Consider the following 24,396-nt stretch of genomic DNA (forward strand, 5'->3'; position numbering starts at 1 on the left):
TCCGTGTTTCAGCCGCGCAAATTACCGGCAATCGCCGACGCTGCTGCGACCTTCGCCTGAGAGATGCTGTCGAGCGCGCGGATCATCTCGACGATGAGGGTGTTGTCCTTGTTCGCCTGATCCTGCATGTTGTTTACCCCGTCCTTGGTCAGTTGCGCGCCGCTGTCGGTCAGCTTCTGCTCCTGTTGCGCGAGCGACGCCGCGTATTGCCCCGTGCCGTTCACCAGTGCGCCGGTCGGCGCGGCGAGCATCGTCAGCGCCGAGCCTTGGGTGCTCTTTTGTCGCGCCATCAGATTCAACTCTTCCGCGCTCGGTCCGTCCGGCAACGTGTCGGGCGTGGTGTCGGGTGTGGTGTCGGGCACCGGATCGTTGGCCGATGCGGTCGGCGGGGCATCGGGCGTATCGTTGACCCCCGGCGTATCGTGGGACGCGTTCGGACGCGGCGGCGGCACATCCTCCGGCCCCTGAGCGTCGACGCTATTGCGTCGCGCCTGCGGCGCCGGTGCCTCCGGCGTGTTCGCGAGCGTCGGTGTGGGCGATACCTCGGGGGTCTCGGGCGTCACCTTGGGCGTTGCCGGTGGCGGTGGCGGCGCATCGGGCTTCGGCGCCTGCATCTTGAGCGCATCGCGTTCTCCCGAAATGCCCTTCATGCTCTGGAACGCCCCCATCCCTGCCATGCCGGCCTGCAAGGCGCCGGCGGAGATCGCGCCCATCATCTGGGCCAAACCCTGCTCCTTGACGGCATTGGCCGCGGCAATCACGGCTTGCGTGTTGACGCTCGCCAGGGTGTTGCGAAGCTTGATCGAGTTTTCGTAGGCCTTCTGATAGAACTCATAGAATTCCGACATGATCATCGCGTCGTTGGAGATCAGGCTGCCGATGAACGAGTCGTTGTCTTTGGTCCCCGGCTTATTGTTGTTGTTCTGCTCCTTGAGCCAGTCGGCGGCGTCTTTTCGATTGGCGTCGGGCGGCGGGTTCATGAGCGAGGGACGCTGATTCTCGTCGTCCTCCGGCTCCGGACTGAAAACGTTGTAAAGCAGCGCCGGAGGCGGAGACGGCTTCTTGGGGACTTCCAGCGAATCCGGCGTCAGAACGACAGGTTGATTGCGGACATCGAGAATATTCATGATGGACTCCTTGCCCTCAGGCGCGTACGTTGTTCAACACAAAGCGCTGCGTTTCCTGCTTCATTCGGCCGGCCTCGGACATCTGGGAAATCAGTCGGGTGACGATGTTCTGCATGGCCGCGAACTTGTCCGACGATTGCTTCACCGAATCCGTGATCTTTTCCAACGCATCCTGCGAAACCATCATGTCGGCCATCGTGTCGCTCGCCTGTTTCTCGTAAGTACCCGTCAGGACGTTACCCGTGGCCTGCGTGCCCGCCAGTCCGAGTTCGCCGGCCGACACGAACTGACGCAGCGTATTGGCCAGCATCTGCGCGTTACCTTCCTTGATGCCCACGCGAGACAGTAACGACGCCAGATTCTGAGAAAGCATCTTGCTGCCCGCCTTGGCCGCTTCGCGCAGCAGATCGGGCACCATCTTCTTCACGACGTCGCCCACCAGCGCGGCGAGTGTCTTGCCCAACTGCGTGGCAGCCGCAGCGCCGCCTGCCACCACCGCCACGGCCACGGCCGCGATCACGACGACGGCTGCGGCCGCGACACCGACGATGTTGCCGATCAGCTCGGCCTTCTCTTTGGGCACGCCAAGCTCTTCGAGCATGGACCCGACGAACTTGCCGATCTTCTCGGCGAGCGGTTGCACGACGTGGGTCATCAACGGCTTGAGCGCTTCGCCGATCAGCGAGAACCCCGTGGTGGCGCCCATGATCGAATCAGCCAGCAATCCCACGCCGATGACCGTCATGGTGGTGCTCAGACCGCCGGTGAAGACCGCGCCGACGACACCCACGACCGCCAGCACCGCGCCGAGAACCTTGCCGAAGATGCCGAAGATCTTGCTCATCTTCTCGGCCTTCCTGACCTGCGCTTCGTATTCCTGGTTCTTCTTGATGAGATCGGCTTCGCGGGCCTGGCGAATCTTCTCGAAGAACTTCATGTCCTCCTGAATCGCATCGTTCGCGGAGTCACCGAGCAACTTCGCCAGACGCGCCATCACGAAGATCAGCTCGGACATGTTCTTCGTGTGCTTGTCGCCCGCGCCATTGTTGTTGATGTTGCCCAACGGCTGCTCACCGAGGAACTTGACCAGCAGGTCGTCGGCTTTCTTGACGGCGTCTTTGGCGGCGTCGTTTGCCTTGGTCGCGTCGTTCTTGGCGCTGTCGTACTTGCCGCTCGCGGCGTCGTACTCGGCTTTCGCGGCGTCATAGGCCTGTTTGGCGGCATCGTATTCGGGGGTACCCGGCATCGCCGCATCGAGTGCGGCCTTGGCCGCGTCGAGCTTGCGCCTGGCCTGATCGAGCGCCTCCTTCGCTTGCGTGAGGGCGTCGAGCGCCGCTTCGTAGTTCGCGATCGCATCCGCCGCATCGGCGAGCGCCTTGTCGAACTCCGCCTGACTTTGCTCCGCCAACGCCTGTTTTTCCGCAGCCTCCACTTCCTTTTGCTTCAGATGATTCTGAAGATCGGCGAGCGACGATTCACTGAACAAGTCCTTCAGCCGGCTGAGCAAGTACGTAATGCTCATGCGCGTATCGTTCGGCGGCGACTTCAGATCGCGGCTGTCGGCCGGTCTCTCCGACGGCGCGTCTTTCTCGGACGTCATGTTCTCGATGATCTTCTTCACCACCGAATTCATATCGAGTTGTCCCGCCGGCGGCGGCTTGCCCGCGCCATCGGGACCGCCGACGCCGGGCTCGACATCGGGGCCCAGCAGCGACGGCAAAATGCCGGACGGAGAAATCGTCATCGTGCTCATGCGGCCTCCTTGTTGCCGGGCGCTTTTTCCTCGGCATCGTCTGCGCCGATCGCGTCGAGATACGCCTTGGCTTTCGTGCGAAGGTCGGCGTCGCAACTGCTCTCGCACACCAGCTCGAAGCACTCGCGCGCCATTGGCCGGTTGCGCATCATCATCTGGCACTGCCCCGCATAGAAGACGGGACGGTAATCGTTCTTGCCGACGGCGAACGCCATCGCGTAGAGGTCGATCGCTTTCTGATACTCCTCCTTGAGCTGGCACACCGCCGCGAGTCCGACGATATATTCGGGGTTGTAGAAATCGTAGATGCAGAGGAAGCGGAAGAAAGCTTCTGCCTGTGTCAACTGACCATTGCTGTAGAAGTCGTAGGCGTGTGCATATAGGCCGTCCATGGTTTCATTAGGAATGCCATGAATATCCTTGAGACTGGCGCCGGCGATTACGGCATTCCAGATTGCGCTTGTCACGCGACCCTCGTCCGTGTCTGTTTGCGTTGCCGCTTGTGTCATCGAATTACCTCCTTCCGATACCCGAAAACGGGTCAATCTTCTGTTTGCCAGTCGGGTGACTGGAATAAATGCGAGCCGTGATACCGCAGCGCGACGACATCCGGTCGCAGGGCGGCCCCAGAAGGAACGGTGTGCGCCCCGGCCGGGGTGCCCGGCGCGATCGCTGTGCAGCGCTGGCTCGGCCGACGGCGCCTGTGAGCCATCAGGCAGTTTCGCGAGATAGCGGATCCATGGATCGACGCCGTTCATGCGCATCGATCGATAGCCGTCGTCGGCTTGCGCGGCGGCTTCGCGCGCTTCGGCAAGTGCCAAGTGACGTTTCTTGCTGGCCCTCGCGTATTGCGGATCGCGCGGCGAGAGAATGTCGAGTACCAGTTGAATTTCGGCGACGACGAGATCGGCCTGCATCGCCCGCTCCTGATTGCGCTCGAACGCCTCCCGTGCACGACCGTGGGCGGCGAGCGCACGGCGCGCAGCATGACTCAGTCGCATGCGGGTGGCCCGGCGGCCGGTCCCTGCCGAGGCGTCCGAGGGCATCGCATCGGGAAACAGATCGCATTCGGACGGCAGTGCGGTTCCATCGGCACGCAGCGTCTCGCGCAGCCCCGAGAAGGCGTCTCGCGCCATCGAGCGCAGGCATCCCGGTTCCGGTGCGGCACCGCCGACTTCGATCAGATCCGTCGATGTGCCGACGTCGTGCAACCACCAGAGATGACGCATGTCCCGACGTACCATCATTCCTCCCGGAGGGTCGTGAAAGCGGGGTGCTGTGCCATGCCGCTCGTCGCCATTGCCGGCATCCCGATAACTAACATTTAAGCAACGCACCCCTTGGGAGACTTCCAAAAAGCGTTCTATCGAATACGGTCACTAATGTCGGATTTCGTGACGCCTTCCCCCCCGATTCCTAACGGGGGGCCATCACATCGACCGGCCCGCCGAGCGGGGCTTAGCCACCGTTTTCGATATCGGACGCCGCAGCGCCACGCAAATCAGCCTTTTCCTCACGCAGACCATTGCCGGAGTCGTCAACGCCTTCGTCAATCACGTCATCGGTCACGTCATTCGTCACACCCTTCGTCACACCATTCGTCACGTCATCGGTCGCTTCCTCCATCGCTGCTCTGCTCGCTTCATCGGCACCTTCCCCGGCCGCCTCGCCGTCTTCCTTCGCCGGCCCCTCGTTTGCACCGTCTCCGGTGTCTTCCTCGTCATCGTGCATACCGGCTCGCTCGACGTCCTCCAGCCAGAGGAGGAGTCGCATGATGGCGTCGATCTCTTCGAGGGAGACGAACGTATAGCGCCGGTGCGTGCGATGCAGACGACGCGCGAGCGCGACGTCGCCGATCACGGGAACGCCCTGCGACTCGGCGTAGCGACGCACCGCAAGCGCGCGCGCATTGGTTTCCATGACCGAGATGAACGGCGGCGCGACGATGTCGGCGTGGAAATAGATGCCCACGGCAATGTGCGTCGGGTTGGCGATAATCAGCCGCGAATCCCGGATATCGGACTTCACCGCTTCCGAGAGCAGCTCGGAGTGCATGCTGCGACGTCGCTGCTTGATCTCCGGATTGCCGTCAGAGTCCTTTTGCTCACGCTTGACCTCGTGCCGCTCCATGCGCTGCTCACGCATGAACAACCAGAACTCGACCATGGCGTCGAGCACGGCAATGGGCACCACGCAGATCAGCGAGATCCACACCAGCGTCATGACGAGTTCGACCCATGCGGCAGCCACGCCGGCAGGACTCATATGGATCTGTGCGAACAGCAGCCCTTTCGCGCGACTCCATAACGCCACCGTGATCGCCGCGAAACTGAGCAGATACAGCACCGATTTGACCGAGTCCTTGAGCGTTCGCATGCTGAAGATGCGCTTCGCGCCTTGCAGCGGGTTGACCGCACCGAGGTTGAGCTTGAGCGCCTGACTCGCCCAGAGGAATCCCGTCTGGACCAACGTGGGCAACACGGCGGCCGCAATGCACACGAGCAGCACCGGCAGGAACGCTTCGAGCCCATGCCTGAACAACCGGATGGCGTACGCCTGCGGATTGACGAATTTCCCGTCCGCCAGCACCTGACGGTATTCCTGCATCAGCCATAACAGCGGGTCGGTCGAGAGCACGTAGATCAGGCCGACGAAGACGAGCGTGACCATCGTCAGCTCTTTGCTCTTGAACGATTGCCCTTTCTTCGCGGCGTCCCGAAGCCGCTTCTGTGTCGGCTTCTCTGTCTTCTCGCCCATGCTGTCTACGACCTCGGCGGCGAGAGCCAGCGCACGACATCGTCGGGTCGCATGAATAGCGAGACCAATGCGTCGGGCAGCGTCGCGGAAAAGTAGATCAGCAATATCGTGAACGCGATCAGGCTCTTGATCGTCAGCGACAACGCAAACGCATTGACCTGCGGTGCGAAACGGGAGAGCAGCCCCAGGATGAGTTCGGACAGGAACAACGCACCGACGACCGGCGCCGACAGCGCGATCGCGTGGCCGACCAGCACGTCCAGAAACGCGTGCACGCGGGGGGCGGACAGTGTGCAGTTACCGAACGGCTCGCACACGCGATAGCTGCGCGCCAGCACTTCGAGCAATAGCGTCATGCCGCCGAGATGCAGATAGATCACCGCCCCGAACCACTGAAAGAACCCGGCCAGTTCCGAGGTGTCGATACCGTTTGCCGGGTCGATCACGCTGCTGAGCGTCGCGCCGCGCTGGTTGTCGATGTAAGCGCCCAGCGCATGGAACACCCAGAACGGAAACGCGACCGCCACGGCGATCAGAAGGCCCACGGCAGCCTCGCGAAGGAGGACCGCCCAGACGGGGGCGTCGAGCGCCAGCGGCGCGCCGTAGGGGTACGGCCAGACGCCCACGGCCATCCACATCGAGACCACCGTACGCACCACGCCAGCGAGCACGTTCCCGTTGAGAATCGGCAGCAGGAACACCGTGGGCGCCACGCGGGCGTAGGCGATCGCCGTGGCCAGTATGCCGTCGTGGTGCTCGAATATCAGCGTCGGGTCCATCTCAGGCTTTGCCCGCCATGGCGAGTTGCATCATCGACGCGCCGAACGCCACCAGCGTCTCGCCATACCAGTCGGCCAGCAGGAACAGGCTCAGCGACACGGCGAGCAGCTTCAGGCCGAACGGCAGCGTCTGTTCCTGCACTTGCGTGACGGTCTGAAGCAGACCGATGACGACGCCCACGAGCGTTGCCACGGCGACCGGCCCGGCCGACAGCACCAGCACCAGGTACAGCGCGCGGTTGCCCGCGAAGATCAGGTTATCCATGGCGTTGCGCCCTCATGGCAGGTACTGGCGAACCAGTCCCTGCGACTACAGCGACCATCCGTCCATCGCCACGAACAGAATCAGCTTGATCGGCACGGAGATGGTCACCGGGCTCATCATCATCATGCCCAGCGAGAGCAGCACGCTCGAGACCACCAGATCGACCACGACGAACGGCAAATAAAGATAAAAGCCGATGGTGAAAGCACTCTTGATCTCGGTGAGCGCGTAAGCGGGCAGCAAGGCGAAGATCGACGGGTCCGCCGTATCGGGGGGTGCGTCCGTGCCATCCCGGCTCAGTTCCTGGCGTGCGAAAAACTGAGTGAGTTGCGGATCGGCGTACTTCAGCAGATAGTCGCGATAGGGACTGAGTCCGTCGTCGAGAAAGCGCCGCACCGAGTTCGGATCGGCGAAGTTCACGGGGTTGGCCTGATAGGCGTCGAGCACCGCCGTAGTCACCGGCAGCATCACGAAAATCGAGATCAGCAACGCCGCGCCGTTCAAGGTCATGTTGCTCGGCACCTGTTGCAGACCGAGCGCGTTGCGAACCATCACGAACACGATGGAGAACTTGACGAAGCAGGTGCCCGAAGCCACCAGAAAAGGCAGCAACGTGAAGAAGCTGAGTATGCCGATCGCCGGCATATCACTCCACATGGTGCGACCCCGACATTCCTGACATGCGTGACGTCCCCGAGGCGCTGCCCCCCGATTGCGCATCGCCGTCTCGCGGCGCGCCCTTCGGCGCCATCAGCCAGTCGGTGATCTCGACACCGAGCCGCCCGTCGAGCTGCACCAGTTCCCCACGCGCGAGCAACGTGTCGTTGACGCGCACTTCCACGCGCTGCTCCGCACCGGCTTGCAGTTCGAGCACCCTCGCCTGACCGAGCTGCTGAAGCTCGGCCAGCGTCATGCGCTGACGTTGCAGCACGAACACCAGTTCGACCGGGAGCTGCTCGAAGGGCAGCGCGACCGCAGGTTGCTCACGCCGTTCGGATTGGCCGTAGCGGGCATCGCCGTAGGGATGTCCGCTTTCCGGCGCCAAATCGTCAATGTCGTCCATATCCATCATGTCGTTCATACCGTTGATCTCGTTCATGCCGCCCAAGTTGTCGATCGCGTCGTGCAGCCAGGTTTCGAGCATCGCGCTGCCCGGCGCCTGCCCATAGCCGCCGAGGATCCTGCCGGCGCAACTCAGCCGCCGCTGCACGTCGCGCACGATCAGCACGTCGCCACGCTGCACGCGTCGCAGCGTTTCGATCCGGGCGCGGCTGCGGCCCAGTTCCACATCGAGCGGGAAACGCACGCCGCGCAGGTCGAGCGGCAATGCCGCCTTCACCTCGGGCACACGCGTGAGCCATACGGGGCATTCCGTCGCACGCACCTTGAGCAGCGTGGCCTCGGGCAACGCGGCGCCGTCGACCGGTGCGCCGACATCGAGGATGTCGTAACGCAGTTCCGGCATCGGCAGATGCAACGGATTGGCGGTCACGGCGAACAGACGTGCGGCGAGCTGCTCCGAATCGGCGCAACAGGCGAGCGACGCGAGTTCATGGGCGACGCCTTCGAGCCACATGCCCGGCTCGACCCACCCCTGCCACGTGCGCGCCGTGTCCTGCACCAGCATCCACGACCCCATGCGCGGCAGGTGTTCGAGCGACGCATGCCAGCCGCACGCGCGCCACGCCCGGGCGGCGGCGTCGAGCCGGGACAGGTCTTCGTCGATACGGCGTAGCTTCAGCATGCGCAATCCTCACTCCTCGTCCGGGTTCTCGCCCGACCCGGGCACGGCCTCGACGACACGCACGCCCGCATCGCTCATACCGCGCGGCGTCGCGATGTCGCCCGACGCCGGTAAAGCAGATGCCAGTCGGCGCTGCACGATGGCGTCGGAGGCGCCCAGCAGGAAGTGCCTTCGTCCTTCCACCTGCATCACCTGCACATTCACGAAATGCCCCTTGCCCCAACTGCCGAACGCATAACGCATGCTGTCGCCGCTGCCCGGCGGGCGGACGTCGGCCTGCGCGGCATGGGATGACGCGTTTCGTCCCGATGCCCTCGCGGCGTCGCCATGCGACGACGGCGCAGGCGCTCTTTGCGCCGGCCGGTTCGGCGGCGCCCCTTGGACGATGGCCGGCATGCCGGAAGCCCCTCCGTCGCCATGCCCGTTGCGCGCATGCCGGCGCGCGTCGCCGCCCATCGCCGGCGCTGCCTCGCGCACCGTGAGCGCGTCTGCGGGCGAGGAAGCTTGCCCGCCGGGGCGATCCGTCAAACCGGTGTCCCGCTGCAACGCCAAGGGCTCGTCTGCGCGCGAAGCATCGACCCCGTCTCCCGGCGTCAACGGATGCCCGTTACCGCCGTCGCCCGCGCCCTGCGCAGCCGGAGAGCGCGCGGTGTCGTGTATCGAGGTTTTCGGCGCGCGCCGTGCCGTGGCTTCGGCCGCCGCCTGTCTGGCGGCGATCTCGGCATCGGCGCGACGCAGACCTGCGGCACTGTCCGCCGCGTTCGCGTTGTCCACGTCGGGCACCAGTGACGTCCACGCCGCCCCGTCGCCCGACGTCCCCGGCGTCTGTGCGAGAGAGAGAGACATCGGCGTTTCTTGCGGCGGTGGCGCCGGCATCAGCCAGACGGGCAGGCCGACCGGGACGACGTCCCGCTCCAGGCGGTCGGGCCGGCGTCGACGGAGTTCCTCGTCGAGCCGTTCCTTGATCGACATGTCGTCTCGCGACTGTGCGCCGGGGTCCACCGGATTCGTCGACGCGACGCCCCTCTCTGCTCCGCTCATGGATTCCATGACTGACGCTCCTCCAGTTCTACGCACTCGACGTGCACCTGACGTTTGCGGGCATCGTTACGCAACGTCCTTGTCAGGCGTGTGTACTTGGTTTCCTTTCGCCACCAGCGACGCCACTCGATTTCCGTCAGCTCGCGATCGGTCTCGAGCTGCTCACGCGACTCCGCCAGTGTCGACAGCTTCACTTCGATGTCGCGCACTTGCTGGCGCAACATGGCCGTGGTTCGCATGCCGCCACGTATGCCCGTCATATCGGACTCGAGTTGAGACGGCTTCGAAGAAGCGATCAACCGCTGGATTGCGTCGCGCTGGGCCGCGAGTTCGCCGTACTTTTGGGCAAGTTCCGCGTCCTTCATCGAGATGTCCTGCAATTCGCGCTCCTGCAATCGCTTCATCTGCAATGCGCCGCGACACAGACGGCGTGCGTCAGCCCACGATTTCATGCATCTTCTCCAACGTCTCGTCGGCGGACGACCATTCGCCCTTGCCCTGCTGCAAGAACGCGTCGATATGCGGCTTGGCGTCCATCGCCCGGTCGTCCTGCGCATTCGCGCCGGGCCGGTATTCGCCGAGATCGACGAGGGTCTGCAACGATTCGAGACGCGCCAGCCACGCGCGCAACGCGCCGGCGGCCCGAAGGTGCTCCGGCGTCGCGACACGCGTCGCCACCCGGCTCACGCTGCGCAGCACGTCGATGGCCGGGTAGTGACTGCGATGCGCGAGCTGCGCGCTCAGATGAATGTGCCCGTCGAGAATCGAGCGGATTTCTTCGACCATCGGGTCGGGCATCTCCTCGTCTTCCATCAGCACCGTGTAGAACGCGGTGATGCTGCCGCGCTTTGCCGCCCCCGCACGTTCGAGCAACTGCGGCAGGCTGCTGTAGACGGACGCCGGCACACCGGCGCGCATCGGCAACTCGCCGGTCGCCAGCGCGAGATCGCGGCACGCCCGCACGTAGCGCGTGAGCGAATCGACAAACAGCGCCACGCGATGCCCCTGATCCCGGAAATGCTCGGCGACGGTCGTGGCCAGCAGCGCGGCGTTGCGACGCGTGACCGCCGGCGCGTCCGACGTCGCGAAGATCACCACGCAGCGATGCGCGCCCGGCGACGCACGCAACTCGTTGACGATCTCCACCACTTCCCGCCCCCGCTCGCCGATCAGCGCGATGACGGTCGTGTCGACCTCGACGCCCGCCATCAATGCGCTGAGGAACGACGTCTTGCCACAGCCCGCCGGCGCGAAAATGCCGACGCGCTGGCCGATGCCGCAGGGCATGAGCGCGTCGATGGCGCGCAAGCCGGTATGCAGGCCGATGTCGACACCGACACGGTTTTCGTAAGGCAATGCCGGCGCGAGCAGCGGGCGTTCGCCCACCGTCGGGCGCATCGTCGTCACCTCTCGTGCGTCGATGCGATCCACGACGCCGCCACTGGCGTCGAGCACCGCACCGCGCCAGTCGTCATGAGGCCGACAGGTCGCCTGCCGGCCCGTGGGCAGCAACGCCGAATCGCACGACAGGCCCTGCGTCGCCGCGAACAGGCTGAGAATCGCCCGGTCGTCGTGCACGGCGATGACCTGCGCCTGCCCCACCACTTCGGCATCGCGCCACGTCCGGCGGATCTCACAGATCTCGCCGATCGACACTCCGGGAAGGTGTGCCTCCGCCGTATACCCGGCGATGCGCGAAATGAGCGCCAACTGCCTGACGAATGCCGGATGCGCCTTCTGCGATTCCATGGCGGAACGTTCCATGACCGAGCCTCACTCCCCTCAGATCGTGCTGATGACGTTGACGGACACGCCGTCGACCAATTCGCCGAACGACAGCACTTCAAGATCGCGAAAGCGCGTCTCGGCCAGCTTCTTCACGAAGCGCCGCACGTCGACGGACGCCAGCAGCACGATGTCCTTGTGGGCGCGCCCGGAGCTATCGAGGGCCAGCGCCACGCGATCGAGCAGCGTCTCGGCGTCCTTCGGGTCCATGTTCACGAACGCGCCACCCGCCGTCTGGCGAATCGAGCGACGTACGCTCTCCTCGACTTCGGCGGAAAGCATGACGACGCGCAACTCGCCGTTGCGCAGGAACTTGTTGCAGATGTAGCGGCCGAGCGCACCCCGAACATGCTCGATGAGATTGAGCACATCCTTCTCGCGTGGCGCCCACATGGCGAGCACTTCCATCACGAGCTTCATGTTGCGCACGGAGATGCGCTCCATCACCAGACGCTGAAGAATTTCCGAGACACGCTGCAACGCCACGTGGCGCAGCACTTCCTTGACCAGATCCGGGTAGTGCTGCTCGACCAGATCGAGCAGTTTTTTCGTCTCCTGAATGCCGAAGAACTCGTTGACATGGCGCGTGAGCAACACCGACAGACTCTGGTACAACTCGTCGGCCGGCAGATGCGTGACATGCCGCATCGCCTTGAGCGTCTCGCCCTGCTCCGGCGTGACCCATGCGCATCGGCCGCGCTCCGGTCCCGAGAAAACCGGCTGGAAATCCAGCGAAGCGATCTCGCTGGTGTAAGCATCGACGCGCACGCGGTCGTAGAAGATGACGAACTCGTCGGCCCGCACCTCGTTGATGTAGACGGCCGCACGCGAGGCGTCCAGCGCAGGCGAGCCCTGCAACAGCAGTTCCGGCAAATGCACGCCGAAGTCCGTGAAGAACTGGCTTCTCACCCGCTGCGTGAAGGTGGCAGCTTCGAACGCGGGCACCTGCGCGGACGGAATCACGATGGCCAGCGGCGCCGTCGATGGCGCCACATTGTCGAGGTCCTCGATCGATGTGAGTGAACTGTCCGCCCCCATCCCCGGTTTTTTCGCCTTGCCCGCCCCGTCGGCGACGGGGCCCGCCTTGCCTGCCACCGCCGCGCTGGAGCGGGCGTGCGCCGGCTTGGCGAAGTAGCAGGCGCACGCCAGCAGGCAGGCCAGCAGCGTGAACGTCAGGAATGGAAACCCCGGTAGCGTGCCGATGATCAGCGTGAGCAATGCCGTCGCCCCGAGCACGAAACGGTTGCCCATCAGTTGGCTGATGATCGTGCGTCCCATGTTGTCGGCCTCGCCGTTCACCCGCGTCACGACAAAGCCCGCCGCCACCGAGATGAGCAGCGCCGGAATCTGCGCAACGAGCCCGTCGCCGATAGTGAGCGTGGTGTACGTCGTGAGCGCGCCGCCCAGTTCCATGCCTCGTTGCATCATGCCGACGATGATGCCGCCGATCAGATTGACGAAGATGATGACGATGCCCGCAATGGCGTCGCCCTTGACGAACTTCATCGCGCCGTCGAACGAACCGTACAACTGACTCTCGCGCTCGAGCACACTGCGCCGCTCGCGTGCGCCGTCGTTATCGAGCGAGCCGGCTTTCACGTCGGCGTCGATACTCATCTGCTTGCCGGGCATGCCGTCGAGCGAGAAGCGCGCGGCCACTTCCGCCACGCGCTCCGAGCCCTTTGCGATCACGATGAACTGCACGACCGTCACGATGGCGAACACCACGAAACCGACGGCCAGACTGTCGCCGATCACGAACTGCCCGAACGAATCGATGATCTTGCCCGCGTCGGCGTCGATGAGGATCAGACGCGTGGTGCTGATCGACAAAGCGAGCCGGAACAGCGTGGTGATGAGCAGCATCGATGGGAACGACGAGAAGTTCAGGATCTTCTCGATGTGAAACGCCCCCAGAAAAAGCAGCACGGAAATGGCGATGTTGGTGCCGATGAGAAAGTCGACCAGATACGTCGGCAGGGGAATCACCAGCATGGCGATCACGCACGACATCAGTACCAGAATGACGATCTCGGGACGACCCCGCAGGTCGCTAAGCAGCGCCGCGGACATTACGCACTCCGGCGATTTCGCGACACCGGGTCTGCCGCGTGAGCGCTGCTCTCACGGGCATACGCCACGCCACCGAGGGCTTGAAGTCCTTCAAGGAGCAGATCGCGATTTTCCTGCGTCTGCAATGGCTCACCGGGCAACTGATGACACGCGAACAGCAGCAGATTAATGAGACGGGCGTGGTCGCGGTTGTCGTGCAAGAGGGCATTGACGCCCATGGTGTAACGCAGCGATTCGTCCAGCGCCATGGGATCGGTCAGCACGGCGAGCAGGAAATGCAGCCAGTCCTTCTCGTTCGCGTTGAACGGTGCGGCCAGTGCACTCCCGCTCACGCGAAGCACGAAGCTGCGTTCACAGGCGCGCAGGCGTCGCAGCGTGCCGAGCCGCGCCAGCGACGAGGCGAATTGCGGTGGCGTGCTGCTCGGGTCCTCCGCCCGCATGTCGTCGACGATCGCGCCTTCCATGAAGACGAGCACCTGCTCACGCCGCTCGGCGCCGAAACCGGAAATCCACGTCTGATAAATCTCGATATCCGACGACTCGGTCGTGAGAAAGCTGCGATACGCGGCGCGCAACATATTCGGTGCGAAATCGAGCGCCATGTGGTGCCCGACCAGCCGTGCCTTGATCGCGCAATGCACGCCGGCCTTGCGCTCGCGAATCTCTTCCGGGGGCGCCGCCTGCGCTTCGGCGATGACCGCCTCCAGCACGAGCTGCTGGTCCACGCGCAGGCTGGCGCGCTGCGTGGCGATGGCCTGCAAGGCGAGCCAGCGGTCGCTGACATCGTCGAACGCCCTGCGCAGCAAACGCGTCAGCTCCTCGGGCGTCACCCACGATGCGCCGAGAATTTCGCGGATTTTGTTCGGCGCGTCTTCTTCGAGAATGTAGTCATAGCTCTGGGCCATGCCACGGTTTTCTTCCTGGCGATTGGCGCGCAGGCGGAACTGCGCCATCGCGGACGACATTTCATCGCTCGACTCCGACGCACGGCGAATATCGGCGACGGGTCCGCCCGAGAGCAGACGCTGGGGACCGTCGTCATCGTCCGCCATTCTCGTGGCGCGCTGCCTGCCGGATGACGTCTTGGCAGTGCTCTCCGAGAATGAGGACGACGGCGACGACCGGATGACATCAAGACTGGCCACGGTCGACCTCCATGTTGTGAAGGGTGGAATCGTCGCGCGCCACCGGCTCGGCGCCGGCGCCCGACGAAGGGGGTAAAAGTGTCGCGTCCGGTGTCGCGTCCGGTGACGCGTTTGCCGACGGCGCGGCAGGCGTTGCGGGGGGCTGGGTCCCGGTCCCGTCGTCGCCCGGTGCAATCGGCGGTACATCGAGGCCGGTCGCGCGTCGCACGTCCTTAGACACACGCTCGATCGGATAAGGCAGGGTCGCAGCGGTATCGGCGGCGATATCGCTCGCGTCACGCGCCAGCGGGCCGTCGATCTCGCGCGGTTGAATCAGGAATACGCGCACGTCGTTGTTCTGCGTCGTGCTGTTGTAGCGAAACACGCGGCCGAGCCACGGAATGTCGCCGAGCAGCGGAATTTTTCTCTCGACGGTGTCGCCGCTGTCGCGCGTGAACCCGCCGATGAGCAGACTCTTGCCCTGCGGCACGCGCGCGATGGTGCTGATACGGGTACGCGACACCGTGGGCAATACCGTGTACTTGCTCTGCTCCTCCCCCTCTTTGCCTGGTACGGTCGTGCCGTCTTCGATGTTGAGCGTCATCTCGATCTCGTCGCGGCCGGCGAAGCGGGGCCACACGCTGATCATCGTGCCGTAGGTGACGCTGCGCAGGTCTGTCGTGCGCTCGCCTTCGAGGGGCACATAGAACGTCTGACTCCCGTCGAACAGGGCGGGAATGTTCTCCTGCGTAAGAATCACCGGACGCGACACGACCGTCGCCTTTCCGTTCGCCGCCATGGCCTGAATCCGCGCCAGAAAGCGCACGCCGTCGAGCGTGCTGACCGGCGTGGTCGTATTGAGCAGAAGGCCGACGCTCGACCCGAGGTTCATGCCCCCCGACCAGTCGACGCCCAGCGAATCGAGCGCCTCCTTGCGCACATCGATGATCCAGAGCGACAACTCGATGTGACGGCGCGGCGCGTCGAGCCGCGAAACGAGCCGCTCCACGCGTTCGACCTGTTCGGCCGTGCCGCGCACGAGCAAGCTGTTGCCCGCCGGATACGGCTCCACGACAACGCGACCGTACGACGGCGCACGCTCGCCCGACAGCGCCGCCGGCGGTAGGACCGGATTCGTCGACGAGGGCGTGCCGAGTCCCGGCAACGGCGGCGGCAACGGTGCGGGCCGCTCGCCGCTGCGGGGCTCCTGCGGCGACAGCGGCAGTTGCGTGGCTGGCGGCGAGCCGCTTGCGGAGGCGCCGCCGGGTTGTACCAATTGCGTAATCACCGACGCCATGCCGGGAATGACGATCCGCTCATCGCGCATCTGATACGTGCGGTCGGAAACGAACGCGTTGTCCATGCGCACCACGCCGATCCGATCGGGACCGGCCGCCGGGATCTCGCTGACCATGGCGCGGTCGATGGAGCGCGACGCAGCGAGCACCAGATCGACGAACACCGGCGGCCCGGAGACGTAGAACACCTTGCTGCCCGGCTTGCCGCGAATCGCATAGCGGCGGTCGTAAAGCCCTGCGCCGCGCAGATACGATTCCAGATCGCTCAACGACGCGTAATTCATCGAGACGGTCGCGCTGCGGATCTCGGACGCGTCGTACACGAAGATCGATTGCCCGTCGTGATACCAGATCAGCCCGAGCCGGGTGGCCATCGATTCAAGCAGCGTGCGGGCATTCGACATGTCGAAGTCTCCCGAGACCTGTTTCTTCGCTGCGAGATTGCTCACGATGACCGCACGGCCAAGATAGGGCGACAGCGCGGCGAAGAACTCGCGCAGATTGTCGTTGCGGGCCACATAACCGCCTTGCGTGGGCGTCCCCTGCGTCCCCGGCGTCCCCGGCGTCCCCTGTGGCGACGGCTTCGATGACGCCTGCGGCGCCGGCGCTTTCGTGCCGGCGTCCGCTTCGGTGTCCGGGTGGCGGCTGGTGCCTTCGACCGACATCGACTTGCCGTCCAGCGTGCCCGCTGAGGACAATGCCATGGCCCATGAAGCGACGGCCACGTTCGACACGCCTGCGGCCGCCATCGCGCAGGCGAAGTAATACGCTTTCTTCATCGAGCCAACGTTCGCAGTGCACCGGCGGCACTGGTCGGCGACATACCGATCAGTTCCTTGATTTCCGTTGAGAAATGCGACGACGAGGCATATCCGTTACGCAATGCGATTTCCGTAAAGCTATCGTTGCCCTGCGCGACTTCGAGCATCGAGCGCGCCATGCGCCAGTCGCGCAACGCAATCTTGGCCGACTCGCCGAGCGCGCCCCGACACAGGCGCCGGAAATGCGAATACGACACGCCGTACTTCGTACACATATGCCGCAACGTGCCGCCCGTGGGCGCCCGCGTGAGCAGAAAACGAATCAGATCGTAGGATTCGCATCGGCGCAGCATATCGAGCATCGTGCGAAAACCTTCGCCGGGCGCGGCGATCTGACTGAGGAACCACAATTCGCACTGACGGCGATCCGCCCACGACGCCTGCACCGGCACCCGGTGCAATCCCGGCACTGCGCCGCGCCGGTAGTTGTCGTGGGTGTCCGTGCCCGTGGCGTGCGCCTCGTCCATGAAGGCCAGCAGCTTGACCAGCACGTCGCAATGCATGCGGTGGTAGTGCAGCGTGCCGCCTCTGACCAGCAGGTTGCCCTTGCCGAACAGCAGCAGGCCGCAGTAGCCCGGTGGCAATTCCAGCCGTGTCGCGCCACCGGCGCCGCCATGACCGGCGGGTTGCAGTTCGAGCAACAGACTTCGCGTGGACGGCGGCGAGCAGACGAACCACACGCCGTCGCATGCCAATGCGATCGGCTGATTCGCCGCCAGTGCCTGCGCGTCTTCCATGATTTCCATACTTCTCATCGCCCACCTCGCTTCCCGTCGGCAACCGACGGTTTTTCTGTTTCGCCGCTATTCGGCGCTCGCATGCGGTGCGCCCTGCTTCAACTGTCACCGTCTCCGTTGTCAACCGTTGCTTCGGTGCGATCGAGCCATCCGTCGAACCACTCCATCACCATCAGTGTGTTGAAAAGCTTTTGCCACGCCTCGGAAGGGTCGACCTTGTCCTGCCCCTCGTCACTGCCCGTCTCCGGCTGCGGAGACGATCCCGGTGCGGGATCTCGCGCCGACGCATCGACGCCAGGGGGTCGCATCGACTGCACACGCAGCGCGAGCGAGATCGGCGCCATCGCATCGTCGGCGGGTGCCGGCGATAACGTCGTGGGTCCATCAATCGCGGTCGTCATCTTCACTCTCCTTGGCGAACGGCCCGTCGCCAGGCTGCGCCCATGCCCGGGCACGGTTCAGTTCGGCCCATTCATTCGATTCGTTCGATTCCCTCGACTCACTCGATTCGTTCATCGCGTTCAACTCGTCCACGCGTCGACGCAGCGACGCAAGCGCCGACGCGAGCATGGCGCTCAGATCCGCACGGGGCACGTGGGGATCGATGTCCAGCGCCGCTTCGGCTCGCGCCACATAGTCTTGCGGGTCGTACTCGATCACCGCGCCGCCACGCTGCACGCTGATACGATCGTGAGCCGCCCGAAATTCGAGCGTGAGCGGCGCGGCGCACACAGCGCCGATACGAGCCCGAATGTCGTCGCTTTGCGGTTTGAGCCGCGCCGGCAGCACGACGATGAGCGGGACACCGGGCGGCACGCACGACATCCCCGCAAACGTGTTCATCGCGTCGTCGAGCGCGGCGAGCAGCGCCTGAGGGTGCTGCGTCGCCGTGCTCAGCAACTCGCGCATCTGCGCGATCATTTCCGTGCGCCACCGGTCGCACATCTGTTCGGTGCGCATCAGGTGCGCCACCACGTCGCCAAGGGCCGCCGCCACACCGTCGCGATAGCCATCGCGCATCGCTTGTCGCCGCAGCGCGTCGATCTCGCGCTGCGAGCGAACGACGTACTGTCGGGCCCAGTGACGAATGTCGTTGTCCACGCGCATGCGCACCACACCGCGAGCCAGTTGATCCCGCGCGACGACGACACCGTCAATGACGGGTGTCTGGGGGGGGATGGGGATGCTTCTTGGCATATTGCAGCGCAGTCACGAACAGTCGGACGTCGAGCGCGTCGGGCACGTCTGCGGCGTACGAATCGATGGGAGGAAACAGCAACGGCAAACATTGGCGAAGCGGTTCGCGCAGCGTCGCGCCGAGCGCGATGAGGCGCACGAAGCCCTCGGCCATCAGATCTTCGTGCGACGGTGGCGCAACGCTCGCCGGCGGCAAGGCGTCGAGCACCGGCAACTTGGCGTAGGCATACGCCCACTCGGGCAGCCGCAGCAGTGCCGCACGCCGGCACAGACTCGCTTTGCGCGCCTGACATCCCATCAGGTACGCCACCTGAGGCAACAGACGCCAATTCAGTACCCACGGTCGCTCGACGATCCCGATCTGATCGAACGGCCAATGACTGTCGAGCCGAAACTCGGCAATGAGCATCTCGTTGATGACCGCACGCTGGCGCGGCGACGAGAACTGTGTCGGATACACGAAGCGTGCGGCATGGATGTACGACACCGGGTCGAACATCATCGCGCGCCAGCACACGGCGATGGGGCTTTGCGATTCATGCAAACCGGGCGTGGGCTTGAACGACACGGTCAGCCCTCCTTCGTCTCGGACTCGACGGCGCGGCGCGGCCATCCCGTGCGAGATGCCCTTGAGCGCGCACTCAGCGCACCGAAGACCAGAACGAACGCCATCAACCCGCCGCCCGCGAGATAAGGCCACACCGGGCGTTCGTCGTCGCCCGGTTTCACCGGTGGCATCGGCGTCTGCGTACCCAGCGTGGCAGGCTGCTGCGAGAGCACGACAGAAATGTTCTCGTACCGCAGGTCGTCCACGCTGTTCTTCAGGAACCGGCGGATGTCGTTGATCAGCTCGGAGCCGTTCACGCCGTCCTGATAGACCACCACGGCCGAGATGTGCGGACTGCCTTTCGACGGCTCGCCGTTCTGACCGTCGACGTCATAGCTCACGTGCACGCGCGCCGCCAGCACGCCCTGCATCATGCGTACCGATTGCTCCAGACGCTGCTCGATCGCGGAGTACAGACGCGCGCGCTCGGCCCGGGGGGAAGCCACAAGCGAATCGGGCGGAAACATCTGTGCGATTTCCATGCGCGGACGTGGCGGCAGATCGTATGTCTTGAGCCAGTCGACCGCCTGCGGAAAGTCCGCCGCGTCGACGGTGATCGAGTAGCCCGCCTTCCCTGCGTCGATCTTCTGCGCCGTAATGTTGTGGCGCAGCAGCACGGCGGCCACTTCGTTGGCCTGCTGCTGGTCGAGCGCGCTCAAGAGCGTCTCGGCCTTGCGACAGCCTGTCAGCAGCAACACCACGACGAGGGGAAAGACGTAACGGCGTTTCACCGCAGCAGCGCCTCCACCGCACCGACAGCCTTACGCGCCATCGTCGCCACCATCGACACGCCGACGCTGTAATCGGCCAGTCGCGTCTGCAACTCGACAGCGCTTGCGGCGTCCGTGGGATCGTAGTGCATCGCGGCGTTCGCAATGTCGCCGCGCTGCGTTTCGAAACCGGCAGACATGTTGGCCACCGCGCTCATGAAGCGCGACTCCAGCGACTCGCCCGCGCCCGGCTCGGAGGCCAGCACCGTGGGTGTCGTCTTAGACAATGCGGAGATCGAAGACAGCGAAGAATCGAATGACATGATGAGCTCGCTCGGTAGCAGGTGACGAAGGTGGCGACACCGTCGTCAGAATTTGGAGATGACGCCTTGCACAGCGTCTTTCAGCGACTTGATGGTGCCGGACTGTGCAGCGCGCAACGATGTGTAGGCGGCCATCGCCGCCTGGAAATCCGCCATCGACGCGGAATCCGTCGGATCCTCTTTGACCTTTTTCAGCGCGTCTTCCATGCGCTTCTTCAAATCGTTGACCGGCCCGTTGAACTCGCTGGAAGTTCGCTCCAGCATGGTTTTATCGCCAGCGAGCGTACGCGGTATGTCTGCCATTTTTGTTCTGTCTCCGAAGTTATTGTCGGTTGATGAATCGCCACTGATGTGGCCCTTCCTTCACGTAGGAAGCCGTGCCGTAGGCATACGACTGCTGAGCCGTCCAGTCGTCCTTCAGGTCGATGTTGAAATGCACGAGCCGCTTGCCCCAACGCTTCTCGAAGGTCTGCATGAAGCCGTAAAGGCGGCGCAACTGCACATCGTCGAGTTCGGTGCTGATGTGAAACGTCACGCCTTCCGGCGTATCGGTGCGCAAGAACGGCACCATCTGTCGCTTGAGGGCGTCTTCGGCCTCATTGCTCGCTTCGTTTTCGTCGTGCAACGTGATGCTCACGCGTTTGGCGTAAGGGATCTTCTCGAGCAGCGCCGCCCGGAAGCGCGTCATCTCCGCTTCCGCAATGCCGTTTTGCTTGCGGTTGATCCACAACTCCGGTGTCGCGGGATCTTCGAGCGAAAGCTTGAAATACAGCACGTCGGTGCGCGACGCGTCGATCCATTGCGTGATGCGGGCGTTCTCTTCGTCCAGCGCGAGCAGCACCAACCGCTCACGCTTGACGACATCGCCGCCGAGGGCGCGTGCGAGGGCGTTGCGCTCCTCGCGATCTGCGGTAAGCACATAGATGCGGCCGTCACCGCCCGGCAGCACGATCGCGCGTCCACCCAGCGATTCGAGATACTCCGAGACGCCGCGCGCCTGTCGTTGGGGCGCCGCTTGCCAGTAGTAGTAGAGGCCGCCCATGAGCAGGACGAAGACGGCGCACGACACGAGGGCGCGCGTCCAGCGGCGGCGGTGCCTGAGCCCTGGATGCACTGCGTCGTCCAGACGGGCATCGACACACAGGCTGCGCTGTACGTCGTCGGACCAGGGCTCGTCGATGCGCTTTACCGCGACGCGCACATCGCCCATTCTGGCGATCTGCGTAGCGTCGATGGCGACTTCCGCCCCCGCGCCGTCATTGAGCACACGGATGAACAGGCCTTCGCGCCCGGCGTCGTCCACCAGCACTTCGAAATTGTCGCCGCCGTCGCCGTCCATCGGTACGTAGATGGCGTTTGGCGGCATTTCCGTTTGCCAACCACGGTCGAATGCGGGATCGCTGGGGCCGACGACGAACAGCGTGATGCCGGATGCCAGGGAAAATTCGCAGCCGCGCATCGGTCCGGTCAACAGACGCAATACCGCACCGGTCGGGGGGCTGTCGAACGCGGCGGGTCGGTTGTCTGCTTCCATCATCTCTTCGCGAGCGTGTGATGCCGGCACGTCAATCTGCCCGGCAATGTTCGTCGTTCGCGCTCCTCAACAATGAATTCGTTGAGGTTGAGAATACCGACCGGCTATCGGCGATTCATGATGGGATTCTTCGCAATCGGAATAAGAGCGATCAAGATTTGCAAGGTGCGATGCGCTATTTAGCCGCCGCCGCGCCGGGCGTCGGCGAAGCACGCTGGGTGCGTTCCCGATTCATCGCATCGAGCTTGCCCTGTGCGGCGACATCGCCTTGCGCAGCGGCCTTCTCGTACCACAGCCGTGCGCGCTCGGGATCGGGGGTCACGACGCCGTAGCCCCGTTCGTAGTAGCTCGCCACGATGTATTGCGACGGCAGATCTCCGCCACGTGCGGCCTTTTCGTACCAACTGAACGCGGTCTTGTAATCCCTCGGAACGCCGCGTCCGATGAAGTACTCGTTGGCAATGGCCGCCTGCGCCTGAACATGTCCTTGCTTCGCGGCTTTCTCGTACCAGAGGTTCGCCTGCGCAATGGATTTGCCCACGACGTAACCGTCGTCGAACATCTTGGCGTAGACGTATTGGGCCTGCGTCATGCCCGCGCTGGCGGCACGCTCGAGCCAGTGCACCGCGCCGTCGGGATCGGCATTCGCGCCCTCGCCGTTGAGCAGCATCATGGCGTAATCGAATTGCGCGAGCCGGTTGCCTTGCTCTGCCGCGCGGCGGAATTCTTCCAACGCCTGCGTCCGCTGCCCGGCTTCGTAGTGATGCACGGCCTGATCGGTGAGCGCCTGCGCCGGGGCCTGCGCAGCAGCGAGCGCGTACAAGATCGGCCCGCACGTCACGCCGACGAGCGCGAGGGCGAGGACGGCAAGCCGCCGGGGCAGGGCGAAAGACGTTGGGACGGCAGATCGCATGGGGCATCTCCGTGAGCGAGCGTGCGCGTATTGTGCGCCAAACAAAAATGCCTTGCCGGGACGCAACATGCAAAAAACGCGCAATCGTGTGCAGCCCGACATCATCACTGCGCGCCGACCGGACCGTATCCGCCGCCTTCGGGCTCCTCAGTGGTTCGCGATGCGCCTTCGAAAGAAAAAAACCCCGGCGAAGGCCGGGGTTTCGGTTTGCGGCATGCGACGGGCTTACGGCTTGAGGTAAGCATAGCCCTTTTGCTGCAAGCGCGTGAGTTCCACCACGCCGGACGGCGTGAAATCCGCGTCGAGCACGAACTGATCCTTTTTCAGGTTGCGCTGCTTGAGGGTGATTTCACACACCTCGAACTTCACACCGCGTGCGTGCAATGCGGAAATCAGCGGCCCGACGGTCGCCGCGTCCTTGTAGTTCTCCATCAGAAAATCGACGCCCTGCGAATGCGCGACGACCACGATCTTGGTATCCGGCACGGTGTCGAGCTGGTTGCGGATGTTACGCAGGCCGGCCAGCGCCTGATGCTCCGCATCGTTGATGTGGTACACGACTTTGTCTTCTGCGAATGCCGACGTCGCCGGCACGGCAAAAACGGTGAACAGGAATGCGGTCAGCAGGCCGCGCAGCAGCGTCTTCATGGGTGTGTCCCCTTCGTGGTATCGGGTGTCTTATCGGACGATGGGATCGACCGATTGACGGATCGAGCGTGATGTTGCGCCAGCCGCATCATAGCGCGTCGCCCGGCGACGTGTGCTGTGGGGTCATTGTCGCCCCCGACGGCGCGGCGGCAGCGGGCCGGTCGCTCGCCATGGCTTCCTCGTACGAGGGCGTCGGATATCAGCGAAGGAGAAGGCAGCGAAGCCGTCCGGTTCGCCATCGTCGACAGTTCCTGTACCAGACGCCGGCGCCCCTCGAGCGGACGTGGTGTCGGCGGCAACGAAATGCACGCGTCGGACGGCAGCCCCTCCCGCGAAGGCCAGCGGGGCAATGGGAATCGGGTGTCGATGGGGTTGCGGATGGGCATGAGCGACTCCTGAGAGAGAAACGGGCTGGAGACCGTCTCCGGCGCGCGGAATATCGCTCAGACGGCGTCAGGCGGCTGTGGCATGGCGCCCGGTCGATATCGGATTCGACGCCCTGAGGGCCACGTCAAACCCGGCTGACCTGAGTGGGCCGCTGTCGGCTGCGTTCGACCTCCGGCAGATGAGCCGCCCTCGCATCAGACGTCCGAGCGCGGATAACCCTCGCGCAGATACCAGTCGAGCGACGGCTGCGAATAGGAGGGCGGCGGGTCGGGGAGCGACGGTGCGCCGGGCGGCACGACGCCACACGACACACAAGACGCATACGACGGCGGTGCGCACGGCGGCAAACCCTCGGGCACGCACCCCGGGGGTGCATAGGGAGGTGGCGGATCGCCAAACGCCGGTCCGGCGAATGTGCGCACGTCGGCGACGGCCTCGGGCGCGCTCGGTACGATGGCGGTCGTCCTGATGCCCCCCATACCCCCCATGCCCCCCATGCCGCCAGGCGCTCGCAGCGCGCGCACGCTCACGACGTCGGTCCGGAACGCCTCGTCGCCCTGCCGCACGCGGCGCGACGCTTCAGGGGCCACGGCACGCGCCTGCCGCCGATTGGCGACGTTATCGATCGAGCGCAGGTCTTCCTGCGAATCGATACGGCGCACCGAGAATAGTCTGATGCCGGTCTGGGCTTCTCTCGCCACCACGGCGGACGCTGAAATTCTTGTCATGACCTCTCCGAAAATGAAAAACCCGCCAGACACGGGGTCTGGCGG

General features: G+C 64.4%; 25 protein-coding genes. All 25 read right to left on the reverse strand.

Annotation, left to right across the window (positions count from 1 at the left end):
- Nucleotides 1–8: 8 nt before the first annotated feature.
- The 25 genes from PAN31108_RS04540 to PAN31108_RS04660 all read right to left on the reverse strand — a co-directional run bounded on the left by PAN31108_RS04540 (nucleotide 9) and on the right by PAN31108_RS04660 (nucleotide 24,351).
- Nucleotides 9–1,127 carry an IpaC/SipC family type III secretion system effector gene (locus tag PAN31108_RS04540; protein WP_150667679.1) on the reverse strand — a complete coding sequence of 373 codons (1,119 nt, stop codon included), beginning with the start codon at nucleotides 1,125–1,127 and terminating at the stop codon, nucleotides 9–11.
- A 16-nt stretch (nucleotides 1,128–1,143) separates the two neighbouring features.
- Nucleotides 1,144–2,880 (reverse strand): type III secretion system translocon subunit SseC family protein, encoded by a 1,737-nt coding sequence (sctE, locus tag PAN31108_RS04545; RefSeq protein WP_150667680.1) that lies wholly within the window; start codon nucleotides 2,878–2,880, stop codon nucleotides 1,144–1,146.
- The gene (gene sicA, locus PAN31108_RS26970) at nucleotides 2,877–3,797 is read right to left on the reverse strand and encodes a type III secretion system translocator chaperone SicA (protein ID WP_281350033.1); all 921 of its coding nucleotides are present in this window, start codon (nucleotides 3,795–3,797) and stop codon (nucleotides 2,877–2,879) included. The genes sctE and sicA overlap by 4 nt, the downstream gene beginning before the upstream one ends.
- A gap of 541 nt (nucleotides 3,798–4,338) precedes the next feature.
- Nucleotides 4,339–5,637 (reverse strand): EscU/YscU/HrcU family type III secretion system export apparatus switch protein, encoded by a 1,299-nt coding sequence (locus PAN31108_RS04555; RefSeq protein ID WP_150667681.1) that lies wholly within the window; start codon nucleotides 5,635–5,637, stop codon nucleotides 4,339–4,341.
- Nucleotides 5,638–5,642: 5 nt separating this feature from the next.
- A complete protein-coding gene (sctT, locus tag PAN31108_RS04560; RefSeq protein WP_150667682.1) occupies nucleotides 5,643–6,416 on the reverse strand; it encodes a type III secretion system export apparatus subunit SctT in 774 nt (257 codons plus the stop codon).
- A gap of 1 nt (nucleotide 6,417) precedes the next feature.
- The gene (locus PAN31108_RS04565) at nucleotides 6,418–6,681 is read right to left on the reverse strand and encodes an EscS/YscS/HrcS family type III secretion system export apparatus protein (RefSeq protein WP_150667683.1); all 264 of its coding nucleotides are present in this window, start codon (nucleotides 6,679–6,681) and stop codon (nucleotides 6,418–6,420) included.
- Nucleotides 6,682–6,726: 45 nt separating this feature from the next.
- Nucleotides 6,727–7,338 carry an EscR/YscR/HrcR family type III secretion system export apparatus protein gene (locus PAN31108_RS04570; protein ID WP_150667684.1) on the reverse strand — a complete coding sequence of 204 codons (612 nt, stop codon included), beginning with the start codon at nucleotides 7,336–7,338 and terminating at the stop codon, nucleotides 6,727–6,729.
- Nucleotides 7,328–8,425 carry a type III secretion system cytoplasmic ring protein SctQ gene (gene sctQ, locus PAN31108_RS04575; RefSeq protein WP_150667685.1) on the reverse strand — a complete coding sequence of 366 codons (1,098 nt, stop codon included), beginning with the start codon at nucleotides 8,423–8,425 and terminating at the stop codon, nucleotides 7,328–7,330. Before sctQ ends, PAN31108_RS04570 begins: the two co-directional genes overlap by 11 nt.
- 9 nt (nucleotides 8,426–8,434) lie before the next feature.
- The gene (locus PAN31108_RS04580; protein WP_150667686.1) at nucleotides 8,435–9,475 is read right to left on the reverse strand and encodes a SpaN/EivJ family type III secretion system needle length determinant; all 1,041 of its coding nucleotides are present in this window, start codon (nucleotides 9,473–9,475) and stop codon (nucleotides 8,435–8,437) included.
- Nucleotides 9,463–9,918, reverse strand: coding sequence for a SpaM family type III secretion system protein (locus PAN31108_RS04585; protein WP_174994849.1), 456 nt, complete (start codon nucleotides 9,916–9,918; stop codon nucleotides 9,463–9,465). Before PAN31108_RS04585 ends, PAN31108_RS04580 begins: the two co-directional genes overlap by 13 nt.
- Nucleotides 9,902–11,230: a FliI/YscN family ATPase gene (locus PAN31108_RS04590; protein WP_217426277.1), complete on the reverse strand. Its 1,329-nt coding sequence runs from the start codon at nucleotides 11,228–11,230 to the stop codon at nucleotides 9,902–9,904. Before PAN31108_RS04590 ends, PAN31108_RS04585 begins: the two co-directional genes overlap by 17 nt.
- Nucleotides 11,231–11,248: 18 nt before the next feature.
- On the reverse strand, nucleotides 11,249–13,324 hold the full coding sequence (locus PAN31108_RS04595) for an EscV/YscV/HrcV family type III secretion system export apparatus protein (protein WP_150667688.1): 2,076 nt from the start codon (nucleotides 13,322–13,324) through the stop codon (nucleotides 11,249–11,251).
- Nucleotides 13,324–14,469, reverse strand: coding sequence for a type III secretion system gatekeeper subunit SctW (sctW, locus tag PAN31108_RS04600; RefSeq protein WP_174994850.1), 1,146 nt, complete (start codon nucleotides 14,467–14,469; stop codon nucleotides 13,324–13,326). Before sctW ends, PAN31108_RS04595 begins: the two co-directional genes overlap by 1 nt.
- A complete protein-coding gene (sctC, locus tag PAN31108_RS04605) occupies nucleotides 14,456–16,525 on the reverse strand; it encodes a type III secretion system outer membrane ring subunit SctC (protein WP_150667690.1) in 2,070 nt (689 codons plus the stop codon). The genes sctW and sctC overlap by 14 nt, the downstream gene beginning before the upstream one ends.
- Complete coding sequence (locus PAN31108_RS04610; protein ID WP_217426278.1) at nucleotides 16,522–17,322, reverse strand: helix-turn-helix domain-containing protein; 801 nt, start codon at nucleotides 17,320–17,322, stop codon at nucleotides 16,522–16,524. The genes sctC and PAN31108_RS04610 overlap by 4 nt, the downstream gene beginning before the upstream one ends.
- 80 nt (nucleotides 17,323–17,402) lie before the next feature.
- Nucleotides 17,403–17,705, reverse strand: coding sequence for a hypothetical protein (locus PAN31108_RS04615; protein ID WP_150667691.1), 303 nt, complete (start codon nucleotides 17,703–17,705; stop codon nucleotides 17,403–17,405).
- Complete coding sequence (locus PAN31108_RS04620; RefSeq protein WP_174994851.1) at nucleotides 17,689–18,501, reverse strand: hypothetical protein; 813 nt, start codon at nucleotides 18,499–18,501, stop codon at nucleotides 17,689–17,691. Before PAN31108_RS04620 ends, PAN31108_RS04615 begins: the two co-directional genes overlap by 17 nt.
- On the reverse strand, nucleotides 18,458–19,069 hold the full coding sequence (locus tag PAN31108_RS04625; protein ID WP_174994852.1) for a type III secretion apparatus protein OrgA/MxiK: 612 nt from the start codon (nucleotides 19,067–19,069) through the stop codon (nucleotides 18,458–18,460). Before PAN31108_RS04625 ends, PAN31108_RS04620 begins: the two co-directional genes overlap by 44 nt.
- A 2-nt stretch (nucleotides 19,070–19,071) precedes the next feature.
- Nucleotides 19,072–19,839, reverse strand: a complete 768-nt coding sequence (locus PAN31108_RS04630) for an EscJ/YscJ/HrcJ family type III secretion inner membrane ring protein (protein ID WP_150667694.1) — start codon at nucleotides 19,837–19,839, stop codon at nucleotides 19,072–19,074.
- Nucleotides 19,836–20,141 (reverse strand): type III secretion system inner rod subunit SctI, encoded by a 306-nt coding sequence (gene sctI, locus PAN31108_RS04635; RefSeq protein ID WP_150667695.1) that lies wholly within the window; start codon nucleotides 20,139–20,141, stop codon nucleotides 19,836–19,838. The genes PAN31108_RS04630 and sctI overlap by 4 nt, the downstream gene beginning before the upstream one ends.
- Before the next feature lie 45 nt (nucleotides 20,142–20,186).
- Nucleotides 20,187–20,444 (reverse strand): type III secretion system needle filament subunit SctF, encoded by a 258-nt coding sequence (gene sctF / locus PAN31108_RS04640; protein WP_150667696.1) that lies wholly within the window; start codon nucleotides 20,442–20,444, stop codon nucleotides 20,187–20,189.
- A 19-nt stretch (nucleotides 20,445–20,463) separates the two neighbouring features.
- Nucleotides 20,464–21,678, reverse strand: coding sequence for a PrgH/EprH family type III secretion apparatus protein (locus PAN31108_RS04645; protein WP_150667697.1), 1,215 nt, complete (start codon nucleotides 21,676–21,678; stop codon nucleotides 20,464–20,466).
- A gap of 172 nt (nucleotides 21,679–21,850) precedes the next feature.
- A complete protein-coding gene (locus PAN31108_RS04650) occupies nucleotides 21,851–22,588 on the reverse strand; it encodes a tetratricopeptide repeat protein (protein WP_150667698.1) in 738 nt (245 codons plus the stop codon).
- 225 nt (nucleotides 22,589–22,813) lie between these two features.
- Complete coding sequence (locus PAN31108_RS04655) at nucleotides 22,814–23,236, reverse strand: DsrE family protein (protein ID WP_150667699.1); 423 nt, start codon at nucleotides 23,234–23,236, stop codon at nucleotides 22,814–22,816.
- Between the two features lie 581 nt (nucleotides 23,237–23,817).
- Nucleotides 23,818–24,351, reverse strand: coding sequence for a hypothetical protein (locus tag PAN31108_RS04660; RefSeq protein ID WP_150667700.1), 534 nt, complete (start codon nucleotides 24,349–24,351; stop codon nucleotides 23,818–23,820).
- Nucleotides 24,352–24,396: the final 45 nt, after the last annotated feature.

The sequence above is a fragment of the Pandoraea anhela genome, from assembly GCF_902459655.1.
Classification (GTDB): Bacteria; Pseudomonadota; Gammaproteobacteria; order Burkholderiales; family Burkholderiaceae; genus Pandoraea; species Pandoraea anhela.